This is a genomic window from Chitinophaga polysaccharea, from assembly GCF_902150045.1.
GTDB classification, from domain to species: Bacteria; Bacteroidota; Bacteroidia; order Chitinophagales; family Chitinophagaceae; genus Chitinophaga; species Chitinophaga polysaccharea_A.
The window spans coordinates 478,614-496,439 of sequence record NZ_CABFVU010000003.1 but is presented as its reverse complement, the minus strand read 5'-3'; the positions used below and the strand labels follow the sequence as shown (position 1 = coordinate 496,439).

Genomic DNA, 17,826 nt, shown 5'->3' with positions numbered 1-17,826 from the left:
AATGTTGTATTTAATTTTAAGCATTCGTGTTATCGGGCATGAGGGAGGGCGACTGGTAGCCTTCTTTCCGTTGTATCAGTGCATATACCTGTGGTAATATGAGCAGTGCCGCCAATGTGGAAGCAATCAGCCCACCGATCACAGCACGGCCCAGCGGGGCGGTCTGATCACCCGCTTCACCCAGGCCGCTGGCCATGGGGATCATACCGGCAATCATGGCCAGGCTGGTCATCAGGATAGGACGTAATCTTACGCCTGCGCTTACCACCGCGGCCTTCCTTGCATCCCGGTATTCTATCCTGAGCTTTTCTGCATTTGTAACAATGAGGATCGCATTGGCTACCGATACACCGGTAGACATGATCATGCCCATGTATGATTGCAGGTTGAGCGTAGCGTGGGTGAGCAACAGCGCTATCAGCGCACCCGCGATCACTGCGGGGATAGTGGTTAGTACCACCAGCGATAATTTAAACGACTGGTAATTGGCTGCCAGCAGCAGGAAGATCACCACTACTGCAATCATCAGCCCGTTCTGGAGGCTGTTCAGTGTTTCTACCAGCAAACTGGAAGCGCCTTTCAGCTCCGTGATCAATCCTTTTGGCGGCGCGCCGGCTTCCCTGATCGCCTGTTGCACCGCAGCGGTAGCAGCCCCAAGATCCTTACCGGTTACATTGGCACTAACGGTAACGAATCTACGAGGACCGGAGCGGTCGTATTCGCCGGGCATTTCTGTTTGTGTAAACGTGGCTACATCTGCCAGTACGGGCCGTGGCTGACCTTTTACGAGCGGTATTTCTTTCAGGTCGTTCAGCGCCGTCATGTTATATTCAGGTACCTGTACCTGCACCTGGTAAGTGTATGCCACCTTTTCATCCAGCCATTGATTTTTTTCCGTGAAGCGGCTGGAGGAAGTGGAGGCAGTAACAGAACGCGCCACCTGGTAAATGTTCAGCCCCATCTGCGCCAGCTTTAGCCGGTCGATATGAATACTGATCACGGGAAAATGCAGGGGCTGTGCTATCTGTACATCCCTCAGGAAAGGAATGTTGCCGAGGCGTTGCACCAGTTGTTGCGCATACTCCGAGATCTGCTGCATATCTTTTCCTGCCACTCTTACCTCTATAGGTGTGGCTGCGCCCTGGCTCATAATTTTTTCCGTGAGATCTATAGGCTCAAACGACAACCGTATCTCCGGTATTTTTGCCGTGATATTTTCCCTGAGCTGGTCTTTCAGTGTTTCAATATCCACTTTATAATTTTCTTCCAGGTTCACCTGTAATACTGCTTCATGGGTGCCGCTGTTAAAAATGTAGAGATTACTGGTACCATAGCTGCTGGGGATCAATCCTACATAAGCAGAACTGATGGCCACATGCCCGTTCACAGTGCTGTCCACTATGGCCAATACATCGTGCAGGGCGGTTTCCGTGCGTTCCAGGCGGGTACCATCGGGCATGCGTAAACGAAGCTGGAACTGACCTGCATTGATATGAGGCATAAGGTCCTTTCCTATCCATACATAGCAGCCGCCAGCCAACAACAGCGAGCCAATGATATAAACGGTAACGACTAAACGGGATTTGTTCATCCCCCCTTCCAGGACCCGCATAAAGCCCAGTTTGAAACGTTCAAAGCCAGTAGCTTTTTCCGGGTGCCTTTCAGTTTCCCGCAAGTGGTTGTTCACTTCTTTTATTTCCTCCGCATCCAGGGCCAGTACGGCGTGGGCATGATGCTGGTATTTATCAGCCTTCAGCCACCAGTTGGCAATTACCGGCACCAGTGTTTGTGCGGCGAAATAGGAAGCCACCATGGCAAAGCCGATAGAGAGCGACAGCGGCAGGAACATGGCGCGCGGCACACCGGTCATAATAAACGATGGTGCAAATACCGCCAGGATACATAGCAGGATGAGCAGCAGCGGGAAAGCTATTTCCTCGCAGGCGTCATAAATCGCACGGCGTTTGGACTTACCCATTTCCAGGTGCTGATGAATATTTTCAATGGTCACTGTGGCCTGGTCTACCAGGATGCCAATAGCCAGTGCAAGGCCGCTCAGCGTCATGATATTGATGGTTTGCCCGGCCAGTTTCAGCCCCATTACAGCGCATAACACGGCTACCGGGATGGTCACCACTACCACCAGGCAGCTGCGCAGGTCGCGCAGGAACAGCAATACCATCAGGCCTGTAAGCAGGGCGCCCAGTGCACCTTCTGTAATAAGGCTTTTCACTGCATTGATCACGAACACCGACTGGTCGAATTCGTAGGATACGCTTACATCATCCGGCAGCAGGCTTTGCATTTCCGGGATCTTTGACTTCAGTGTTTTCACTACGTCCCAGGTAGAGGCGTCGGCTGTTTTTACCACGGGGATGTATACCGAGCGTTTGCCGTTCACCAGCGCATAATCCACAGTTACGTCCGTGGCGTCGGCAACCCTTGCCACATCGCGCACAAACACGTTGTTACTGCCGTTGGTCACGATGGGAATATCGCCAAAATCGGCTACCTGTTTTTCGAGGGAGTTGATGGTGGTGACGAACATAGTGTTGTTGATACGGATGTTCCCCGAGGGTGTCATCACATTATTTTTTGCGATGGCTTCCACTACTTCATCGGCACTGAGATTGAAGCTGCGCAGTTTCTGCGGATCCACATTCACTACCACCGACCGGGAGTTGGCGCCAAAGGGTGGCGGGGCCGACAAACCCGGCACCGAAGCAAACATAGGCCGGATGCGGGTGGCGGCCAGATCGTATATTTCTTTCAGCGATTTTTTGGGGCTGCTGAATACCAGCTCTCCCACCGGCAGCGACGATGCATCGAACCGCATTACCTGTGGCGGCAGGGCGCCGGGTGGAAAAAACTTCATGGCGCGGTTCACCTGTAACGCCACCTGGGCAGAAGCTTCGGCCATATCTGTATTTTCATAAAAGGTGAGCTTTAATAACGTTAACCCCTGTATGTTCTTTGTAGAAATAGTTTTTACACCGTTCACGTAGAGGAACTGGTCCTGCAGCCGCGTGGCAAAGAAGCCCTCCATTTGCTGGGGCGACATTCCCCCGTATGGCTCTATCACATAGATAGTAGGCAGGTTTAATTTGGGGAAGATGTCGATGGGTATGCTGAATATGGACAGCAATGAAAAAAGCAGCAATCCGCCGGTGATCACCACCACCGCTATTGGCTTCTTCAGTGCCGAAGATACAAATGACATAATGAATAGCGTTTAGTTCAGATCAGGTAAAAGTTGTGAAATAGTGTTACCGGCGTAAGCGGCGCGGAACAGCGCTTTCCAGGCGGCGTCCCGGGTTTGCACCAGGTCTGTTTCCGCCCGGTTCAGTACAAATAGCGCGGTGGTTACATCAATGATATTAGTGAGCCCTCCCCTGTACAGCGCCATTTTTTGCCGGGCAGCAGCCCTGGCGGCGGCCAGTTGTACAGGCAGCTCCTTTAACTTATCCCTGGAAGTTTGTATATCCGATTGCGCCTGTTGTAACAGTCCGCTCAGCGTAGTACGCGTAGTTTCCAGCTGTTGCGCGGCCACTTCCGAACGGTACTGTTGTACGGCTACTTTTTCACGGGTGCGTTTCAGATCTGTAAGATTGTACGTAATACCAAGGCCCAGCAAATAGTTGTACCTGCTGTAACCCAGGCCGCTCCACAGGTTTTTGTCGTATACATCATTGAATGATCCGCTGGAGCCGCGCATCCATCCGGCTGCCATAAGGTTTACTTTAGGCAGGCGTGATTTTCGGATAACGTCGGCGGCTGCACGTTGTTGCTGGTAAACGGCATTGTAATAAGCCAGCATGGGATGAGCCGCTGTACTATCCGGCGCCTCACTGTCCAGCAGTACCATGAGACGTTGGTTATTGATGGTATCGGGTTGTATCTGCACGGTATCCAGGCCGGTGAAAACGCCCAGCTGGATGCGCACCTGGTTATAGTTGTTGTTTATATCGATCAGGTTAAGTTTTGCCTTCGACAGCTCTGCAGCGGCAATGGCACTGTCGACCCCGGGTTTGAGGCCATGTAATACCGTAGCTGTCACGGCTTTCAGTACTTCTGCATTACGCCGGATATTATCGGTTGCTATCTGCTGCAATGCATACAGTCGCAGTAGTTCCAGGTAATTTTGGATAACGGATACAGTGAGCTGGTTGACCGTGTTATTCAGGTCTGTTTGCTGTACTTTCAGCGACTGTACAGCTTCTTTCTGTTCACTGCCATAGGCGCCGAAATTATAGATCTCCCATTGCATGGCCGCCATGGCAATATTACCGCTCATGAGCGCATTGTTATTGGCATCGCGGATACCACCGGAAGTAGAAGGGATCATGCCCATGGTGAAGTAAGAGCCGTAGATGCTATTGTCTGTGCCGGCATCTACCTGCTCATGCAGTTTTATGGCCGGGTACCAGTTATGTTTAATATCAGTAACACTGGCCTGTCCTGCGCTTACCTGCGCCTGTTTGGCCTTGATGGCGGGATAGTGCGCAAGGGTAAGCGCAATAGCCCGCTGCAGCGAAAAGCTATCCGCTGCAGATTGTGCGAACAGGGATGTGAATGGAAAAATACATAGCAACCACCAACATCCCTTCTTCGCGATCATATCTAAGTTCATAAATCGCTAAAAAAGAAAATGAAACAAATAAAATGTAAAACGGGTTATCAGGCCACAGGCGGGCCTCTCCAGCTTCTTAGCGGTGTGGGTACACTGAGGTAAGGATTGAAATAATATCCGTTGAGGATCTTATCTACATAAATAAAACGGGCAGTAACCGCCGACAATAAAACAGGGCAAACCTTTTCATGTCCATAGCTGTCGTTGATACCAACAGGACGGCGTTTAAACCGGTTAACCGTGGCCCGGATGCAGGGGGCTTTCCCGGTTGCTTTAAAAGTAATACCTGCAGATACATGAATATTATCTGCACCTTTTGCCTGTATCATTCCCGGTTGCCCCTGCACCTGTGGCAGGAACATCACCGCGATCAATACAAAAAATAAATGCCGGAATAATTTCATGTGGTATACGCTATCAATTTACTAAGATATCCATTCCCTCTGTTTCGCGGGTATTAAATTACTTTTTTTAACGGGATTTTAATATGCTTAGAAAAAACAAACAAGACAGAGTTCTTCCATTTTCAGTAAAGCGTTTGCAAGGCGAAAGTCCTGCATATTGAGGCAGGTAAAGGCCTGGTATTCATCCAGGCTGGTACCGGCAGCCACTATTTTCAGTTCGTGCTCATCCAGTTGTTCGTTTACAAAATCAAGCACCCCTTTTGCAAAATCTTCCGCGCTAACGATGGCCTCATAATCTGCCTGGTCCGGTGCTTTCAATGTGATGCCGGCCTGCCGCAATGGCGCCAGTTCATTCAGTGCGCTGATGCCGCCTTCTGCGAATTGCTGCCATTCGAATTCCACAACATTACCGGTGGCCGACAAAGCAGCATACAATTCTTCCCAGATAGCAGCGGGATTAGGCCCTACAATATCCGGAAGGTGGCTGATCTGCTCTTCCGCATCATCTTCATTAAAGATGTCGAGGAACAGCTGTATAAGCGGCTCTCGGGCATTTGCAAGCCCGTGCAGGCTTTCCAGCATCTTCAGTTCCTGCATGAGAGCGGTCCAGCGCAGCGCCAGTTCTTCTTCATCTTCCTCATTCATTTCATCGGGTATAAGCACCGCTTTATCGTGCAGCTTATAATTATCCAGCCTGTTTTTCCGGATGCACAGTCCGGGCTCGCTGAAAGATAGCTCATAGGAAGCGCAGTTCAGGAATGCGGTACCGATGAGCACCTTATCTGTAAATATTTCATGTACCACGCTTTCCTTTGTGTCTATATGTGAATAGCCACTCGCCTTTCCATAGGTTTGTGTTAACCAGTTAAAATCTTCTCGGGAAATGACGGGCATTTGTTCTGGCATAAAAATTAGTCGGTGAAAGACAAAAGTAATTAAATTACATACGGGATATGCCCGTTACAAGCATCAATAAAAAAAATATTATGGAAAAACGGAAACTGGGACAATCCGGGCTATCAGTAGCCCCGCTGGCCTTTGGCGGCAATGTGTTCGGCTGGTCGGCCGACGAATCCACTTCTTTTTCATTGCTGGACGAATTTATCGCAACAGGGTTCAACCTGGTGGATACGGCAGATGTATACTCACGCTGGGTACCGGGAAATTCTGGTGGCGAATCTGAAACCATTATCGGCAAATGGATGCGCGACCGTGGCAACCGCGATAAGGTAATTGTGGCCACTAAGGCCGGGGCAGACATGGGCGAAGGTAAAAACGTGAGCAAAGCCTATATCCTTAAAGCGGCAGAAGCATCGCTGAAACGCCTGCAAACGGATTATATAGACCTTTACCAGACGCATTATGATAATGAAGCCACTCCGGTAGAAGAAACGCTGGAAGCATATGATATGCTGATAAAAGCCGGCAAGGTAAGGGCTATCGGCGCCTCCAACATGAGCGCCACCCGCCTGCAGGAAAGCCTGGAAGCCAGTAAAAAGCATGGCCTGCCCAGGTATGAAACCTTCCAGCCGGAATATAACCTGTACGACCGGGAAAATTATGAAAAGCAGTATGCGAAGATCTGCGAAGAACAGCACCTGGGAGTGATCAATTATTACTCGCTGGCCAGCGGCTTCCTCACCGGCAAATACCGTAATGCTGCAGACACCGGCAAGAGCAAAGCGCGGGGTCAGAAAGCGCTGAGCTATCTGAATGAAAGAGGGCTGAGGATACTTGCTGCGCTTGATGAGGTTGCAGCGCAATACCATTCCACACCGGCTGGTATAGCGCTGGCCTGGCTGCTTACGCGCCCGGCGGTGGCAGCGCCTATTGCCAGCGCTACCAGTAAAGAACAGTTGCATGAACTGACCAGTGGTGTGCAACTGCAGCTGGATACCGCCGCAGTGGATCTGCTCAATAAAGCGAGTGCATAAAAAAGTTTGAAGGCGGATTTTCTAATCTGCCTTCAAACTTTTTACGGGGTTCATCATAGCCGCCCTGACAGCCTGCGAGCTAACGGTAATCAGCGCTATCAGCAATGCCGCCATACCTCCGGCCACAAATACTCCCCAGTTAATATCTACCCGGTTCACGAAATTATTGAGCCAGCTATGCATGAAGTACCATACCAGCGGAACTGCTATTACAAAAGCGATACCTATAAGCAGGATAAACTCCTTTGAAAAAAGGTAAACAATATGAGCCGCCGTTGCCCCAAGCACTTTGCGCACACCCACTTCCTTTACACGCTGTACTGCCATGAACGATGCCAGGCCATATAAGCCGAGACAGCTGAGGAAAATGGCGATCCCTGCAAAGATCTCGTACAAATGCGCCAACTGGCGTTCTTCCCTGTAATATTCCGCTATGCGCTGGTCCAGGAACTGGTATTCAAAAATCTGTTCGGGGAAGTTGTCGTTCCATAATTTTTCAATAGCCTTTAGCGAAGCCTGTACATCTGCGCCAATGGCCAGTCTTACCCCCACATTGTTAAAGCGCCGGTTGATGTTGCCCATGAATACCGGCCCCACCGCTTCTTTCAATGTACCGGCAGTAAAGTCCTTTACCACCCCTACAATCGGGCCTTTGATCCGCCCCCATACATCTATCTCTTTATTGAGCACATCGGCCGGCTTCAAACCTAATTTTTGTACCAGGGTTTCATTCACAAGGAACTCGTGTACGGAGTCTGTACGGGTAAGATTACGGCCTGCTACAAGTTTAATATCGTAGGTGCTGAGAAAGTTATAATCCACCCAACGTGTAACGGACGGGAATTTGGTATCCTCTGCCTGATGATCAAATTTAAAGCCTGTCCACCAGTTACCATCGCTGGATGGCGCGGCGTCAGAAAAGCTTACCTGCTGTATGCCTTTGATGTTCTGGAGCTGATCCCGGAGATAAGCAATTTTTGCATTGCCCGCGCTGTCGTTGGCGAAAGGCACATTCACAATGGCATCCCTGGTAAATCCCATGGATTGTTTGTGAAAGTAACGCATCTGCTGCAGGATAATAAGCGTGCCAATGATCAATGCCTGTGTAATAATGAACTGGAAAACCACCAGGCCACGACGAAGGGAAATACCCCCGGTGTTTTTGCCGGCGGCTATCCTGCTCTTCAATGCGTTAACAGGATTGAAAGCCGACACAATAACGGATGGGTAGAATCCGGCCAGCAGGGTAACAGCCAGGAAGATGACCAGTAGCAGTGCATACACGTTATAGGCAGCCAGCATACCAGCTCCCAACGGCAGGCTCATCACCCTGCTGATGAACGGAAGCACGCATAATGCCAATACCACGGCCAGTAGCAGAGAGGTTAGCACCAATATGGCGGTTTCAGAAAGGAACTGTATTTTCAGCTGCCACCGGTTACTGCCCAGTACCTTTCGCATGCCGATCTCACGTGCGCGGTTCACCGCCTGTGCAGTGGCCAGGTTGATGAAATTTACACAGGCTACAAGTAAAATAAATGCGGCGATCATCCAGAGCATTCTTACCCGTTCCGGTGATATTACACGGCCAATATAATTCCCCGTGCGTTTATCTGAATGCACGCCGGGCAGAGATTGCAATATATGCGTGACCTTATTCTTCGGGTCTTTGTATTTTTTTGAGAAAGCGATCAGCCGCTCATTGATCTTTGCTTCATCCTGCCCCGGCTGCAGCAGCACATAGCAGTTGTGAATGTCGTCTATCGTTGTCCAATCCTTTATCTCGTTTATTTTAAGCAGGGCATAAGTTGCCACCATATCAAACTGGAACTCTGTGTTCTTAGGCGGATCATCCAGTATACCTGTTACCGTAAGGTTCATCTCTTTCTCCAGCCTGATAACCTGCCCCATGGCCTTATGCCAGTCCCCGAAATATTTCTCTGCTGTAGAACGAGCCAGCACGGCGGAATTAGGGTCGCTTAGTGCGGTAGTTTTATCACCAGCCAGCCATTTGTAATCAAATATGTCAAAAAACGAGGGTGTAAGGAAGTAGACCAGTGGTTTGAATTTCTTCTGAATGTTGCCGTGCTCGTCTTCCAGTGTTACCAGTTTTTTGCCCATTTGTATAATGCCGGTTACTTTCTCAAACTCAGAGAAGTCGTTTGACAATGCAGTGGGCAGGGGAAAAGGTACTGCCTGTGTATAATTGGTTTTGCCACTTTCCCCGGGCGACACCGTAAGCACTCTGTAGATGCGGTCTTTCTTCGTATGGAACATATCGAAGCTTTGCTCATACTGGATGATCACATAGATCACCAGGCAAACGGTGATACCCAGGGTAAGGCCGGTGATATTGAGCACTGTATAGCGCTTGTTGCGCCACAGGCTCCGGAAAGCGGTTTTAAGATAGTTCTTTAACATACGGGGGGATTGTTCCGTGGATATCACAAAAACAATACGAAACAGTAAAGCCTTTATTTTAAATTAGTTGCAATACCGGCCCCGCATGGGAATGTCCGCTTTTGGCATTATCATGTCCGTAAACGGACATGATAAATATACCGCACCGGGTGGCTGTTGTTAGCTTATAGCCGTTTGTATTACAACCTGAACTTCAGTCCCGCGTTCAGCCCAAGCCCGCCGATATTGATATATGACTTCAGATCATTGGAGGCCCTGTTGTTATCTTTATAAATCACTTTAGTTCCCTGCTGGCCAACGGGTGTATTGGAATTTTTATCCAGCGTGGTTTGATATTCGGTATTCTTTTCAGCAACAGAAAGATCGCTGATCGTGCGGCCCGGCAATGCCTGAACTACCGCACCGGTAGTAGCATTTACGAGCGTGTTGGTTTCATTGTATTCTGTGATCTCTTTCTCCTTACTGCGTACCGGCACATTGCGGTATTCCGTTTCCACAAATACATCAAAACGGGACGATACCCTGAAAGATACGCCCAATGCGCCCTGGAAGCCGATGGTAGGGTTAGGCTTCACTTCCTCTTTCCTGCTGATATTGGTTACTACAGCAGTACCTGCGGGAATGCCGGCCGGACTGGAGGTTTGCATGGCGTCTGTTTCAATGTAGAGGCGGCCCCACAATGGCACCACCACACCGAAACGCACATAAGGATTTATTTTCTCCAGGCCCGGGCTTACCACGAGACTGGGGGCAAAATCTATGGCGTTTACATACCCGTGCGATTCCACATGACCCAGTTCCCTCGCAGAACCGGCTACTGTAGCACGCTGGCGGGTCATCAGGTTTTTCTTGCTGCGGAAATAATTAAACGTTCCTTCTACCGCAAAATATTTATTGATGTTATAACCAACGGAAAGCCCTCCCCTGAAGCCTTCCCCGTAAGAGCCGGTAAGTACTTTACGGCTTATCGTGTCCATGCGGCCGGGGCTAAATTCAGTGTGCAGGTCTTGCGGAGGATACGGGCCAACATTCGGGAATTGCCCCGGAGATACACTGAAGAAATAGCCACCGGCAATTTTCAGATAAAATTTAGAGCGTGAAGAAGATCCTGTACTGGAATTGTCCTGGGCCTGGGTACTGTGGGTAACAATCAAAAGCATGGCGACTGCCCCTAGCAGGAATAGTTTTTTCATATGCAATGGTTTTGGAGTATGGTATTTAATCTGTTGGAAGTTAACAAATTATTACCACATAGCCATCACCGGAGCATTATACTAGAAAGCTTCCGCCAGAGAAAGATATAATCCTTTCTGCCTTGACTCTCCCGCCCGTTTTTCTCCCACGGCATAGTCTATACGAATAGTAAGTCTTGCGTTCTCGTCGTAGAAATAACGGACCCCGGCGCCATAGCTTGGTTTAAATCCACCAAAGCGGAAATCGCGGTTGGCAAACACGGTACCTGTACCGGCAAAGGCGGCCAGGGCAAATTTAGGTTTGATATCCACAAACCAGATATGAATGCGCATTTTAGGATCTACGAGATAACGGTACTCTGCCTGGGCAGCCAGGTAATTCTGGTTGCGGTACCTGCCGGTATAATAGCCGCGCATGATAAGGTCGTTGCCCATTTCAGGCAGCAGGTAAAAAGGTAGTTCCTTTCCCTGGAGGCTGTTGAAAACACCATTGAGCCCGAGTGTGCTTTTACGGGAAAGCGACAGGAAATGCGAGCCCTGTGCTTCAATTTTAAAGAGCGGATGCTTACTCAAAAAAGAAGGTGCGTAAGCGAGGTTGAGTTTCAGCCAGGAACCGCGCCGGGCATAGTTTTCATTGTCGCGGTTATCATAAATGCCCGTGAGGCCGAGGAAAGTAACATACCCACCATCTTTATCGGTAAGCCCCATGGTGGTGTAAATGCCTTTATCATCGCCGCTGCTGTAGGTATCGTGCTGGTACAATACGGAGGCGCCTGCATAAAAGTGCCCGCTGATGCGCCGCTCTCCTTCCACCTGCACTTTATAACGGCTGTTGTTTACCAGCGAGCGGTTATCGTAATGGGTGGTATCGCCGATACCAAAGAAATAAAGCGGGTAATTATGATAGCGGAGATTGCTTTTAAAGTGCCAGGTGTTGCTGCGTGTCCAGATATTCGCTTTCAGATCTATTTTAAACTGGCTTTCAGTAGTCACTGCCGGAATCAGGTTGAGGGTAGAGTTCCGGGTAGCCTGGTCTGGGTTGCGGTTATCTGTATAAAAAGAATATAACATGGCAGCGCCTATTTCCAGTCCTTTTTCCTGTGAATATCCAAGCACCGGTAATGGGAAAAAGCTGCGCTTTCGCAACCATACACTGTCGTATAGCCCTTCCCGTGAAGAAGGAGGATTTGATATAATGCTATCCTGCTGTGCCTTTGCGCCGATTGCCAATAAAAGTGATAAAGCCGTGATATAGAGGTTTTTACGCATGGGTGCAAATGTAGCGAATTTTGCGCGAAGGCGATCGTCGCTACGGTCTATCCGAATGCCCCAGGCTCTTTTCCGGGTTCACATGGTCCCGGACCAGTTGTTTGAGGAATTTTATCTCTGGGAAATGCCCGCTATCCTTGCGGTCGAAGATCTTTTCTTCGCCAAGCCAGATAATGTAGGAGCCGCCTGTTTCGCTGGGCCGCAGCGTAACGCCGCCCAGGTCGTCTGTAAAGGTGGTGAGGAGCTCCTGCGCCATATAGGCGGCGCGCAGCAGCCATCCGCATTTCGGACAATATTCTATGGTAATAAGTGGTTTCATGGAGATAAAACTTTGCCGAAAGATACAAACCTAATTGATTTATAGGGGCCATAACACGAAATTCATTATTCCACGTCCTACTTTTTTATCAACTTACTTTGAATCGTGGCACATTATCTTTAATTTTAACCTATTATACGTGGACCGCCCCGAATCGCTCCACCCTAGTCACTGCCAACACACTTAAATATGCTGCCGGTCAGTCCCTTGAAAAAGAGCGCCTTAATCCCATTTTTTCTGATCCTGCTGTCGCCTCCGGTAACAGCACAGCAGCCTGTCAATGACAGCCTGTTGGCAGTGCTCCGCTCCCATACAAAGAACGATACCGCCCGGGTGAACCTGCTAAACCAGGTAGCCAGGACCTATTTCACGATAGACGCCCCCTCGGCCGCCAGGTATGGCAGGGAAGCACTGCGGCTGAGCGACAGTCTTCACTACTCCAAAGGAAAGATATGGGCCTGGCGTAATCTTGCCCTCGTGGAAAACACCAAAGGACATCTTGATCAGCAGATGCAGCTGACGCTCAATGCGCTGAAACTGGCGGAAACACTCGGCGACTCTTATACCCTGGGCGTACTGAATAATGATGTAGGAAATATTTTTACAGAACTGAATGCCCCCCGCGACGCCCTCGTTTACCTGAAAAAGTCCCTGGACATAAAGCTTCAGAGAAACGAAAAAGCAGAAATCGCCAAAACCCTGAATAATATCGGCTCCGCTTATATCTCCCTGAAAGTGCCCGACTCCGCGATGATGTTCCTGGAGAAAGCCGAAAAGCTAAAACTGGCGCTTCATGATCGCCGCAGTCTGGCTTATACCTACGAAAACATGGGTATTGTTGCCATGCTACAGCATCGGTATAACGACGCCCTGCGCTATCACCAGCTTTCCGCCAACTACTACAAGGAAGCCGGCAATCTGCCTGGCGTTGTGAAGTCGAGCCTGAACCTGGCGGAAATACAAACCATGCAGGGCGATCTGAAAGGTGCAGATAAAAACCTGCAACAGGCAAAGCTGTTAAACGACACCCTGGGCAATGTGAAGAATGAAATGATCTATTACAAGATCCGCTATGAACTGGATTCTGCACGGAACGACTATGCCGCAGCCTTTGAGAGTTACAAGGAATTCAGCAAACGGAACATCGACTTTTTCAACGCGGAAAAAGGAAGGCTGATCTCCCGCTCCCAGGAGAAATATGAATCTGAAAAGAAACAACGCGAAAATATCCTGCTGAAGAAAGAACAACACATGCACTTGGCCACCATACAACAGCAAAGGGTGCTGGTATTGTCGGCCGCAGCACTTTTCCTGGCTTTGCTGCTCATTACCGTAATGGTGTACCGCCTTTATAAAAGGCAGCAGGAGTTGTACCTGGAACTGAACAACAAGAACCGGGAAGTATCCATGCAGAACCGCATTATCCTGGAACAAAATGCCACACTGGAAAACCTGAACCAGGTAAAGGATAAAATATTCTCTGTTATTTCTCACGATCTCCGCTCTCCGCTGGCCATCCTGGAAGGATTATTATTTTTATTAAAAGATGAAAAGATTGATGCCGCACAATTCCGCATGTATACTGATGAACTGTGGCGGGACGTGAAAAATACGGCCTATATGATGGATAATATGCTGCAATGGGCCAGTAACCAGATGAAGGGTATCGGCGTGAAACCAGATGATTTTGATGTGACTTTGCTATTGAGCCGCGAATTTGACCTGCTGCAAACCCTGGCAAGACAGAAAGAGGTGAAGCTAAGGCATGAGCTGAATAACAGTATTATGGTGTATGCAGATCCCGATATGATCAGGCTGGTACTGCGTAACCTGATCAACAACGCCATTAAATTCACGCCTTCCGGCGGCGAAGTGCTGATCACCGCCACACGTGATAACGAGCAGGCGGAGATCACCGTAAAAGACAACGGGACCGGCATTCCCGTGGAAAACCAGCACCGGATATTTTCCAATATCTACTATTCCACCACCGGTACACAGAATGAAAAAGGCTGCGGGCTTGGGCTGCATCTTTCCAAAGACTTTGTAGAGCGTAACCACGGGCAGATCTGGTTTAACAGTATGCCCGGTACCGGCAGCAGTTTTTCCTTTACCGTTCCTTTATCAGAAGAGCCCGAAATTAACCCTCATGCCTATACGGTGGTGGTACAGGATCATCCGCTGAGCGGCGTAAGCGTGCTGAGAAGATAATTACAGCAGCCGGAAAGCCGTAGTGTGCTTGATTTCCGTCATTACAAATGAGCTGTGTACCTGCCCTATATTTTCTATAGCTGCCAGTTTATTGGTTAAGAAGTTCTGGTAACTGCGCATATCATTCACCACTACTTTCAGCAGGTAATCATAGGTGCCGGCCACATGATAACATTCCATCACTTCTTCCATTTTTGCGATTGCCGTTTCAAACTTTTTAATAAGGGGCTGTGAATGCAGTTGCAGCGATACATTACAGAAAGCCACCAGTGTTTTGCCCGCTTTTCCGCCATGCAGCAGCGTAACATAGCTTTTGATCACCCCGCTTTTTTCTATTTTCTTCAGACGCTCATAGGTAGGGGTAACGGAAAGCCCTATGCGGTGCGCAATTTCCTTGGTGTTCAGGCGGGCATCCGCCTGGAGTGCCTCCAGTATTTTCCGGTCTGTTTTATCCAGTGTATCCATAGCAGTTATATTTTTCTTTAAAAAGATGCCCGGCAGCGTCCAGGCAGTTTTATTAATCTTTAAAGATGATAAATCTAGTATATATTTTCTGAATACTTCAATATATCAGTTGATTTAACTTATCAATATTTACTTTTACAGTATCATACACCTGTAAAATACGATTATGAAAAAGTACCGGCTGGCTGCGGCAGATGCTGCATCGCTGAATGAACTGCTAACGCAGGTACAAACGCAAACCAGGGATTTCCTGGGCTATCCTGTTTCCAAAGACTTTGATTACAGTCCTCTCCTGCCTTTCCTTCAGTACCCGCTGAATAACCTGGGTGATCCTTTTGTACCATCCACCTACGCCGTAGGATCCAGGGAAATGGAGAAGCAGGTGGTTTCTTTTTTTGCAGACCTGTTCCGCGCACCGGAGAACAACTGGTGGGGATATGTGACCAACGGTGGTTCCGAAGGCAATTTATACGGCCTGTACCTCGCGCGGGAACTATATCCCAAAGGGATGGTATATTATTCAGAAGCCACTCATTACAGTGTGCAGAAAAACCTCCACCTGCTCAACATGCCGGGGATCATTATACGCACTTTGCCCAACGGTGAAATTGATTATGACGACCTGGAGAATACCATCTGTATGAACAGGCATCTGCCGGTGATTATGCTGGCCAATATTGGTACTACCATGACGGAGGCAAGGGATGATGTAAAGCGCATCATGGGCATTTTGAAGCACCTGGCCATACCGCATTATTATATCCATGCAGATGGGGCGCTGTCCGGCAGTTACAGCGCTTTCCTGGAGCCGCGCCCTGCGTTCGACTTTGCCGATGGAGCAGACAGTATCGCTATCAGCGGGCATAAATTTATCGGGTCACCCATTCCCTGTGGCGTGGTAGTGGCGAAAAAGTCCAACCACGACAGGATTGCCCGCTCTGTATCCTACATCGGAAGTATGGACACTACCATTACCGGCTCAAGAAACGGCCATAGCCCGTTGTTCCTGTGGTATGCCCTGAAAAGCCTGGGTAGAAACGGTTTAAAGGAAAGAGCGATGCACAGTTTGGCAATGGCAGCCTATGCAGTGGAACGTCTCAACGAAAACGGCATCCCGGCATGGCGCAATCCGGGCGCTATTACGGTGGTGTTCCCCGACCCGCCGGCAAACGTCCGCCGGAAGTGGCAGCTGGCCTCAGAAAGCGGCTGCTCGCATATTATCTGTATGCCTAATGTGAGTAAGGAACAGGTAGATGAGTTTGTGGAAAGCTTCGTAGGTGCGATGGCGTTAGTTTAGCCCTCCTTCTGCGATAGCCATTATTTCTACATTGAGCGCGCGCCTGATCAGGCGCTCTGTTTCCTTGTTGGCCTGTGGCATCAGCAGCTGCAGCTTAAACTGAACGAAGTCTTTTTTGATCTCCATTGTTTTCAGGGAAAAACTTTCCGGGCTGTAGCTACGGGAATATTCACCTATAGAAGCCCTCAGCCTGTCTTCCAGGCCACGGATGGTAAAAGGATGTTTATGATCCAGTTCAAACTCAATGGTCAGTTTCCGTATATTTTGTTTGGACTGGTTCAATACAATAGAGGTGAACACTACTGAATTAGGAATAATCACAATATCATCATCTTCATTCTGCAGTACTACGTTGATCAGGGTAATATCCATCACCCTGCCTTTCACATCGCCTATACGCACATGATCTCCCAGCGACAACTGGTCGGAGAACATAATGATGAGGCCATTGATCATGTTGGTGATATAATCTTTCGTAAGCAGGGCAATGGCCGCTGCCACGATAGTGATACTGGTAACGAACTTCAGTGGGTTCACGCCAAAAAAGAAGGTGATAGCCAGCAGCAGGAAAATGGTATTCAGTACAGAGGAAATACGGTTAAGCCCGAGTATGAAATTGTCTTTTTCAATGGGTCTTTGCCGGTTACGCCGGCGGGTGTACCAGGACAGGATCACCAGCCAGGCCAGGGAAATGACGAGATTCGCGCCCAGGAAAAAGGACAAGGCATTGGTGAGTTTAAACAGCCAGGTAAACTTATCATATACAGCGGGGTGGTCAAGGTTAAAATAGACAATGCCCAGATAAACCAGCAGTTTTACCAGAAATATAATTCTCTCCCTGCGGTTTGCATTCTTATAGGTTTTATCGGTTACCATCATAGCAATTCATACTCGCTTTGCTGCGAAGGTACAACCGTAGTGGTGAAGCAACAAAGCCTATTTCATTTTATCAAGGATATCTTCCCAGATAATGCGGGCGATCTGCTCCGTTTCCACCGTTCGGATGCTTCCCTCAAGGGTGTCTTCGTGATCAGCAGTAAAGGTAACGCCATGCGGCTCAAATTCATCCAGTACATGTTCACTCACATCAGGAATCACCTGGAATGCTGTTTCCAGAGCCCCCTTATCGATGGTGATAACCAATCCGTAGGGCTTACCTCTGATGATCACAGTAATGCTGTGCTTTTCCATACCCTGTATATTGCAAGCCATATACCACAAAAAAACGACCGGTGCAATGCAGTCGCCGGCCGTTTATATATGGGGAGGATAAAACACTCCTGAACCTGCCCATTCATGCAGTAGCTGCCGTTTTTTTACGGGCTGCCGCCTTTCTTTTAGGCGCTGATTTTTTTGTTGCCGCTTTTTTAGCCGTAGTTTTCCTGGCTGTTGATTTTTTTGCCGTGGTTTTTCTTGCAGCAGCTTTTTTAGGCGCTGCTTTTTTCGCGGTGGATTTTTTTGCGGTGGATTTTTTCGCTGCTGCTTTTTTAGGTGCCGCTTTTTTCGCGGTGGATTTTTTTGCGGATGATTTTTTCGCTGCTGCTTTTTTAGGCACCTTTGCTCCTTCTTTCCTTGCTTCAGACAAGCCTATGGCGATAGCCTGCTTAGGATTGGTAACTTTCTTATTGCTTCTTCCACTCTTTAGTTTCCCTTGCTTCATTTCTTTCATATTTTCTTCCACTT

General features: G+C 48.8%; 15 protein-coding genes. 3 read left to right on the top strand and 12 right to left on the bottom strand.

The features are described from left to right. Nucleotides 1-16: 16 nt before the first annotated feature. The 4 genes from FN124_RS22310 to FN124_RS22295 all read right to left on the bottom strand — a co-directional run bounded on the left by FN124_RS22310 (nucleotide 17) and on the right by FN124_RS22295 (nucleotide 5,940). On the bottom strand, nucleotides 17-3,220 hold the full coding sequence (locus FN124_RS22310) for an efflux RND transporter permease subunit (protein ID WP_142686985.1): 3,204 nt from the start codon (nucleotides 3,218-3,220) through the stop codon (nucleotides 17-19). 12 nt (nucleotides 3,221-3,232) lie between these two features. Then, the gene (locus tag FN124_RS22305) at nucleotides 3,233-4,630 is read right to left on the bottom strand and encodes a TolC family protein (protein WP_142686984.1); all 1,398 of its coding nucleotides are present in this window, start codon (nucleotides 4,628-4,630) and stop codon (nucleotides 3,233-3,235) included. Nucleotides 4,631-4,677: 47 nt separating this feature from the next. Beyond that, the gene (locus FN124_RS22300) at nucleotides 4,678-5,034 is read right to left on the bottom strand and encodes a hypothetical protein (protein WP_142686983.1); all 357 of its coding nucleotides are present in this window, start codon (nucleotides 5,032-5,034) and stop codon (nucleotides 4,678-4,680) included. Nucleotides 5,035-5,121: 87 nt separating this feature from the next. Continuing rightward, nucleotides 5,122-5,940, bottom strand: a complete 819-nt coding sequence (locus FN124_RS22295) for a DUF6630 family protein (protein WP_142686982.1) — start codon at nucleotides 5,938-5,940, stop codon at nucleotides 5,122-5,124. Between the two features lie 80 nt (nucleotides 5,941-6,020). Between FN124_RS22295 and FN124_RS22290 the strand changes: the two genes are divergently transcribed. Then, nucleotides 6,021-6,968: an aldo/keto reductase gene (locus FN124_RS22290; RefSeq protein WP_142686981.1), complete on the top strand. Its 948-nt coding sequence runs from the start codon at nucleotides 6,021-6,023 to the stop codon at nucleotides 6,966-6,968. A gap of 21 nt (nucleotides 6,969-6,989) precedes the next feature. Here the strand turns inward: FN124_RS22290 and FN124_RS22285 are convergent, their stop codons facing one another. From FN124_RS22285 to FN124_RS22270, 4 genes are all read right to left on the bottom strand, one after another. Further along, nucleotides 6,990-9,389 carry an ABC transporter permease gene (locus FN124_RS22285; protein ID WP_142686980.1) on the bottom strand — a complete coding sequence of 800 codons (2,400 nt, stop codon included), beginning with the start codon at nucleotides 9,387-9,389 and terminating at the stop codon, nucleotides 6,990-6,992. A gap of 179 nt (nucleotides 9,390-9,568) precedes the next feature. Next, nucleotides 9,569-10,582: an outer membrane beta-barrel protein gene (locus tag FN124_RS22280; protein ID WP_142686979.1), complete on the bottom strand. Its 1,014-nt coding sequence runs from the start codon at nucleotides 10,580-10,582 to the stop codon at nucleotides 9,569-9,571. A gap of 81 nt (nucleotides 10,583-10,663) precedes the next feature. Continuing rightward, nucleotides 10,664-11,851 (bottom strand): BamA/TamA family outer membrane protein, encoded by a 1,188-nt coding sequence (locus FN124_RS22275; protein ID WP_142686978.1) that lies wholly within the window; start codon nucleotides 11,849-11,851, stop codon nucleotides 10,664-10,666. A gap of 40 nt (nucleotides 11,852-11,891) precedes the next feature. Continuing rightward, nucleotides 11,892-12,170 carry an Rdx family protein gene (locus FN124_RS22270; RefSeq protein ID WP_142686977.1) on the bottom strand — a complete coding sequence of 93 codons (279 nt, stop codon included), beginning with the start codon at nucleotides 12,168-12,170 and terminating at the stop codon, nucleotides 11,892-11,894. 189 nt (nucleotides 12,171-12,359) lie between these two features. On the opposite strand from FN124_RS22270, the gene FN124_RS22265 reads away from it, so the two are divergent. Then, nucleotides 12,360-14,381: a tetratricopeptide repeat-containing sensor histidine kinase gene (locus tag FN124_RS22265; protein ID WP_142686976.1), complete on the top strand. Its 2,022-nt coding sequence runs from the start codon at nucleotides 12,360-12,362 to the stop codon at nucleotides 14,379-14,381. On the opposite strand, the gene FN124_RS22260 is transcribed toward FN124_RS22265, so the two are convergent. Further along, a complete protein-coding gene (locus FN124_RS22260) occupies nucleotides 14,382-14,846 on the bottom strand; it encodes an Lrp/AsnC family transcriptional regulator (protein WP_142686975.1) in 465 nt (154 codons plus the stop codon). A 166-nt stretch (nucleotides 14,847-15,012) separates the two neighbouring features. On the opposite strand from FN124_RS22260, the gene FN124_RS22255 reads away from it, so the two are divergent. Beyond that, nucleotides 15,013-16,143, top strand: a complete 1,131-nt coding sequence (locus FN124_RS22255) for a histidine decarboxylase (RefSeq protein WP_142686974.1) — start codon at nucleotides 15,013-15,015, stop codon at nucleotides 16,141-16,143. On the opposite strand, the gene FN124_RS22250 is transcribed toward FN124_RS22255, so the two are convergent. The 3 genes from FN124_RS22250 to FN124_RS31220 all read right to left on the bottom strand — a co-directional run bounded on the left by FN124_RS22250 (nucleotide 16,135) and on the right by FN124_RS31220 (nucleotide 17,803). Further along, entirely contained in the window at nucleotides 16,135-17,022 is an 888-nt protein-coding gene (locus FN124_RS22250) for a mechanosensitive ion channel family protein (protein ID WP_142686973.1), read from the bottom strand. The genes FN124_RS22255 and FN124_RS22250 overlap by 9 nt on opposite strands. Before the next feature lie 57 nt (nucleotides 17,023-17,079). Next, a complete protein-coding gene (locus FN124_RS22245) occupies nucleotides 17,080-17,334 on the bottom strand; it encodes a hypothetical protein (protein WP_142686972.1) in 255 nt (84 codons plus the stop codon). 103 nt (nucleotides 17,335-17,437) lie between these two features. Further along, a complete protein-coding gene (locus FN124_RS31220) occupies nucleotides 17,438-17,803 on the bottom strand; it encodes a DUF6496 domain-containing protein (RefSeq protein WP_260607576.1) in 366 nt (121 codons plus the stop codon). Nucleotides 17,804-17,826 lie beyond the last annotated feature (23 nt).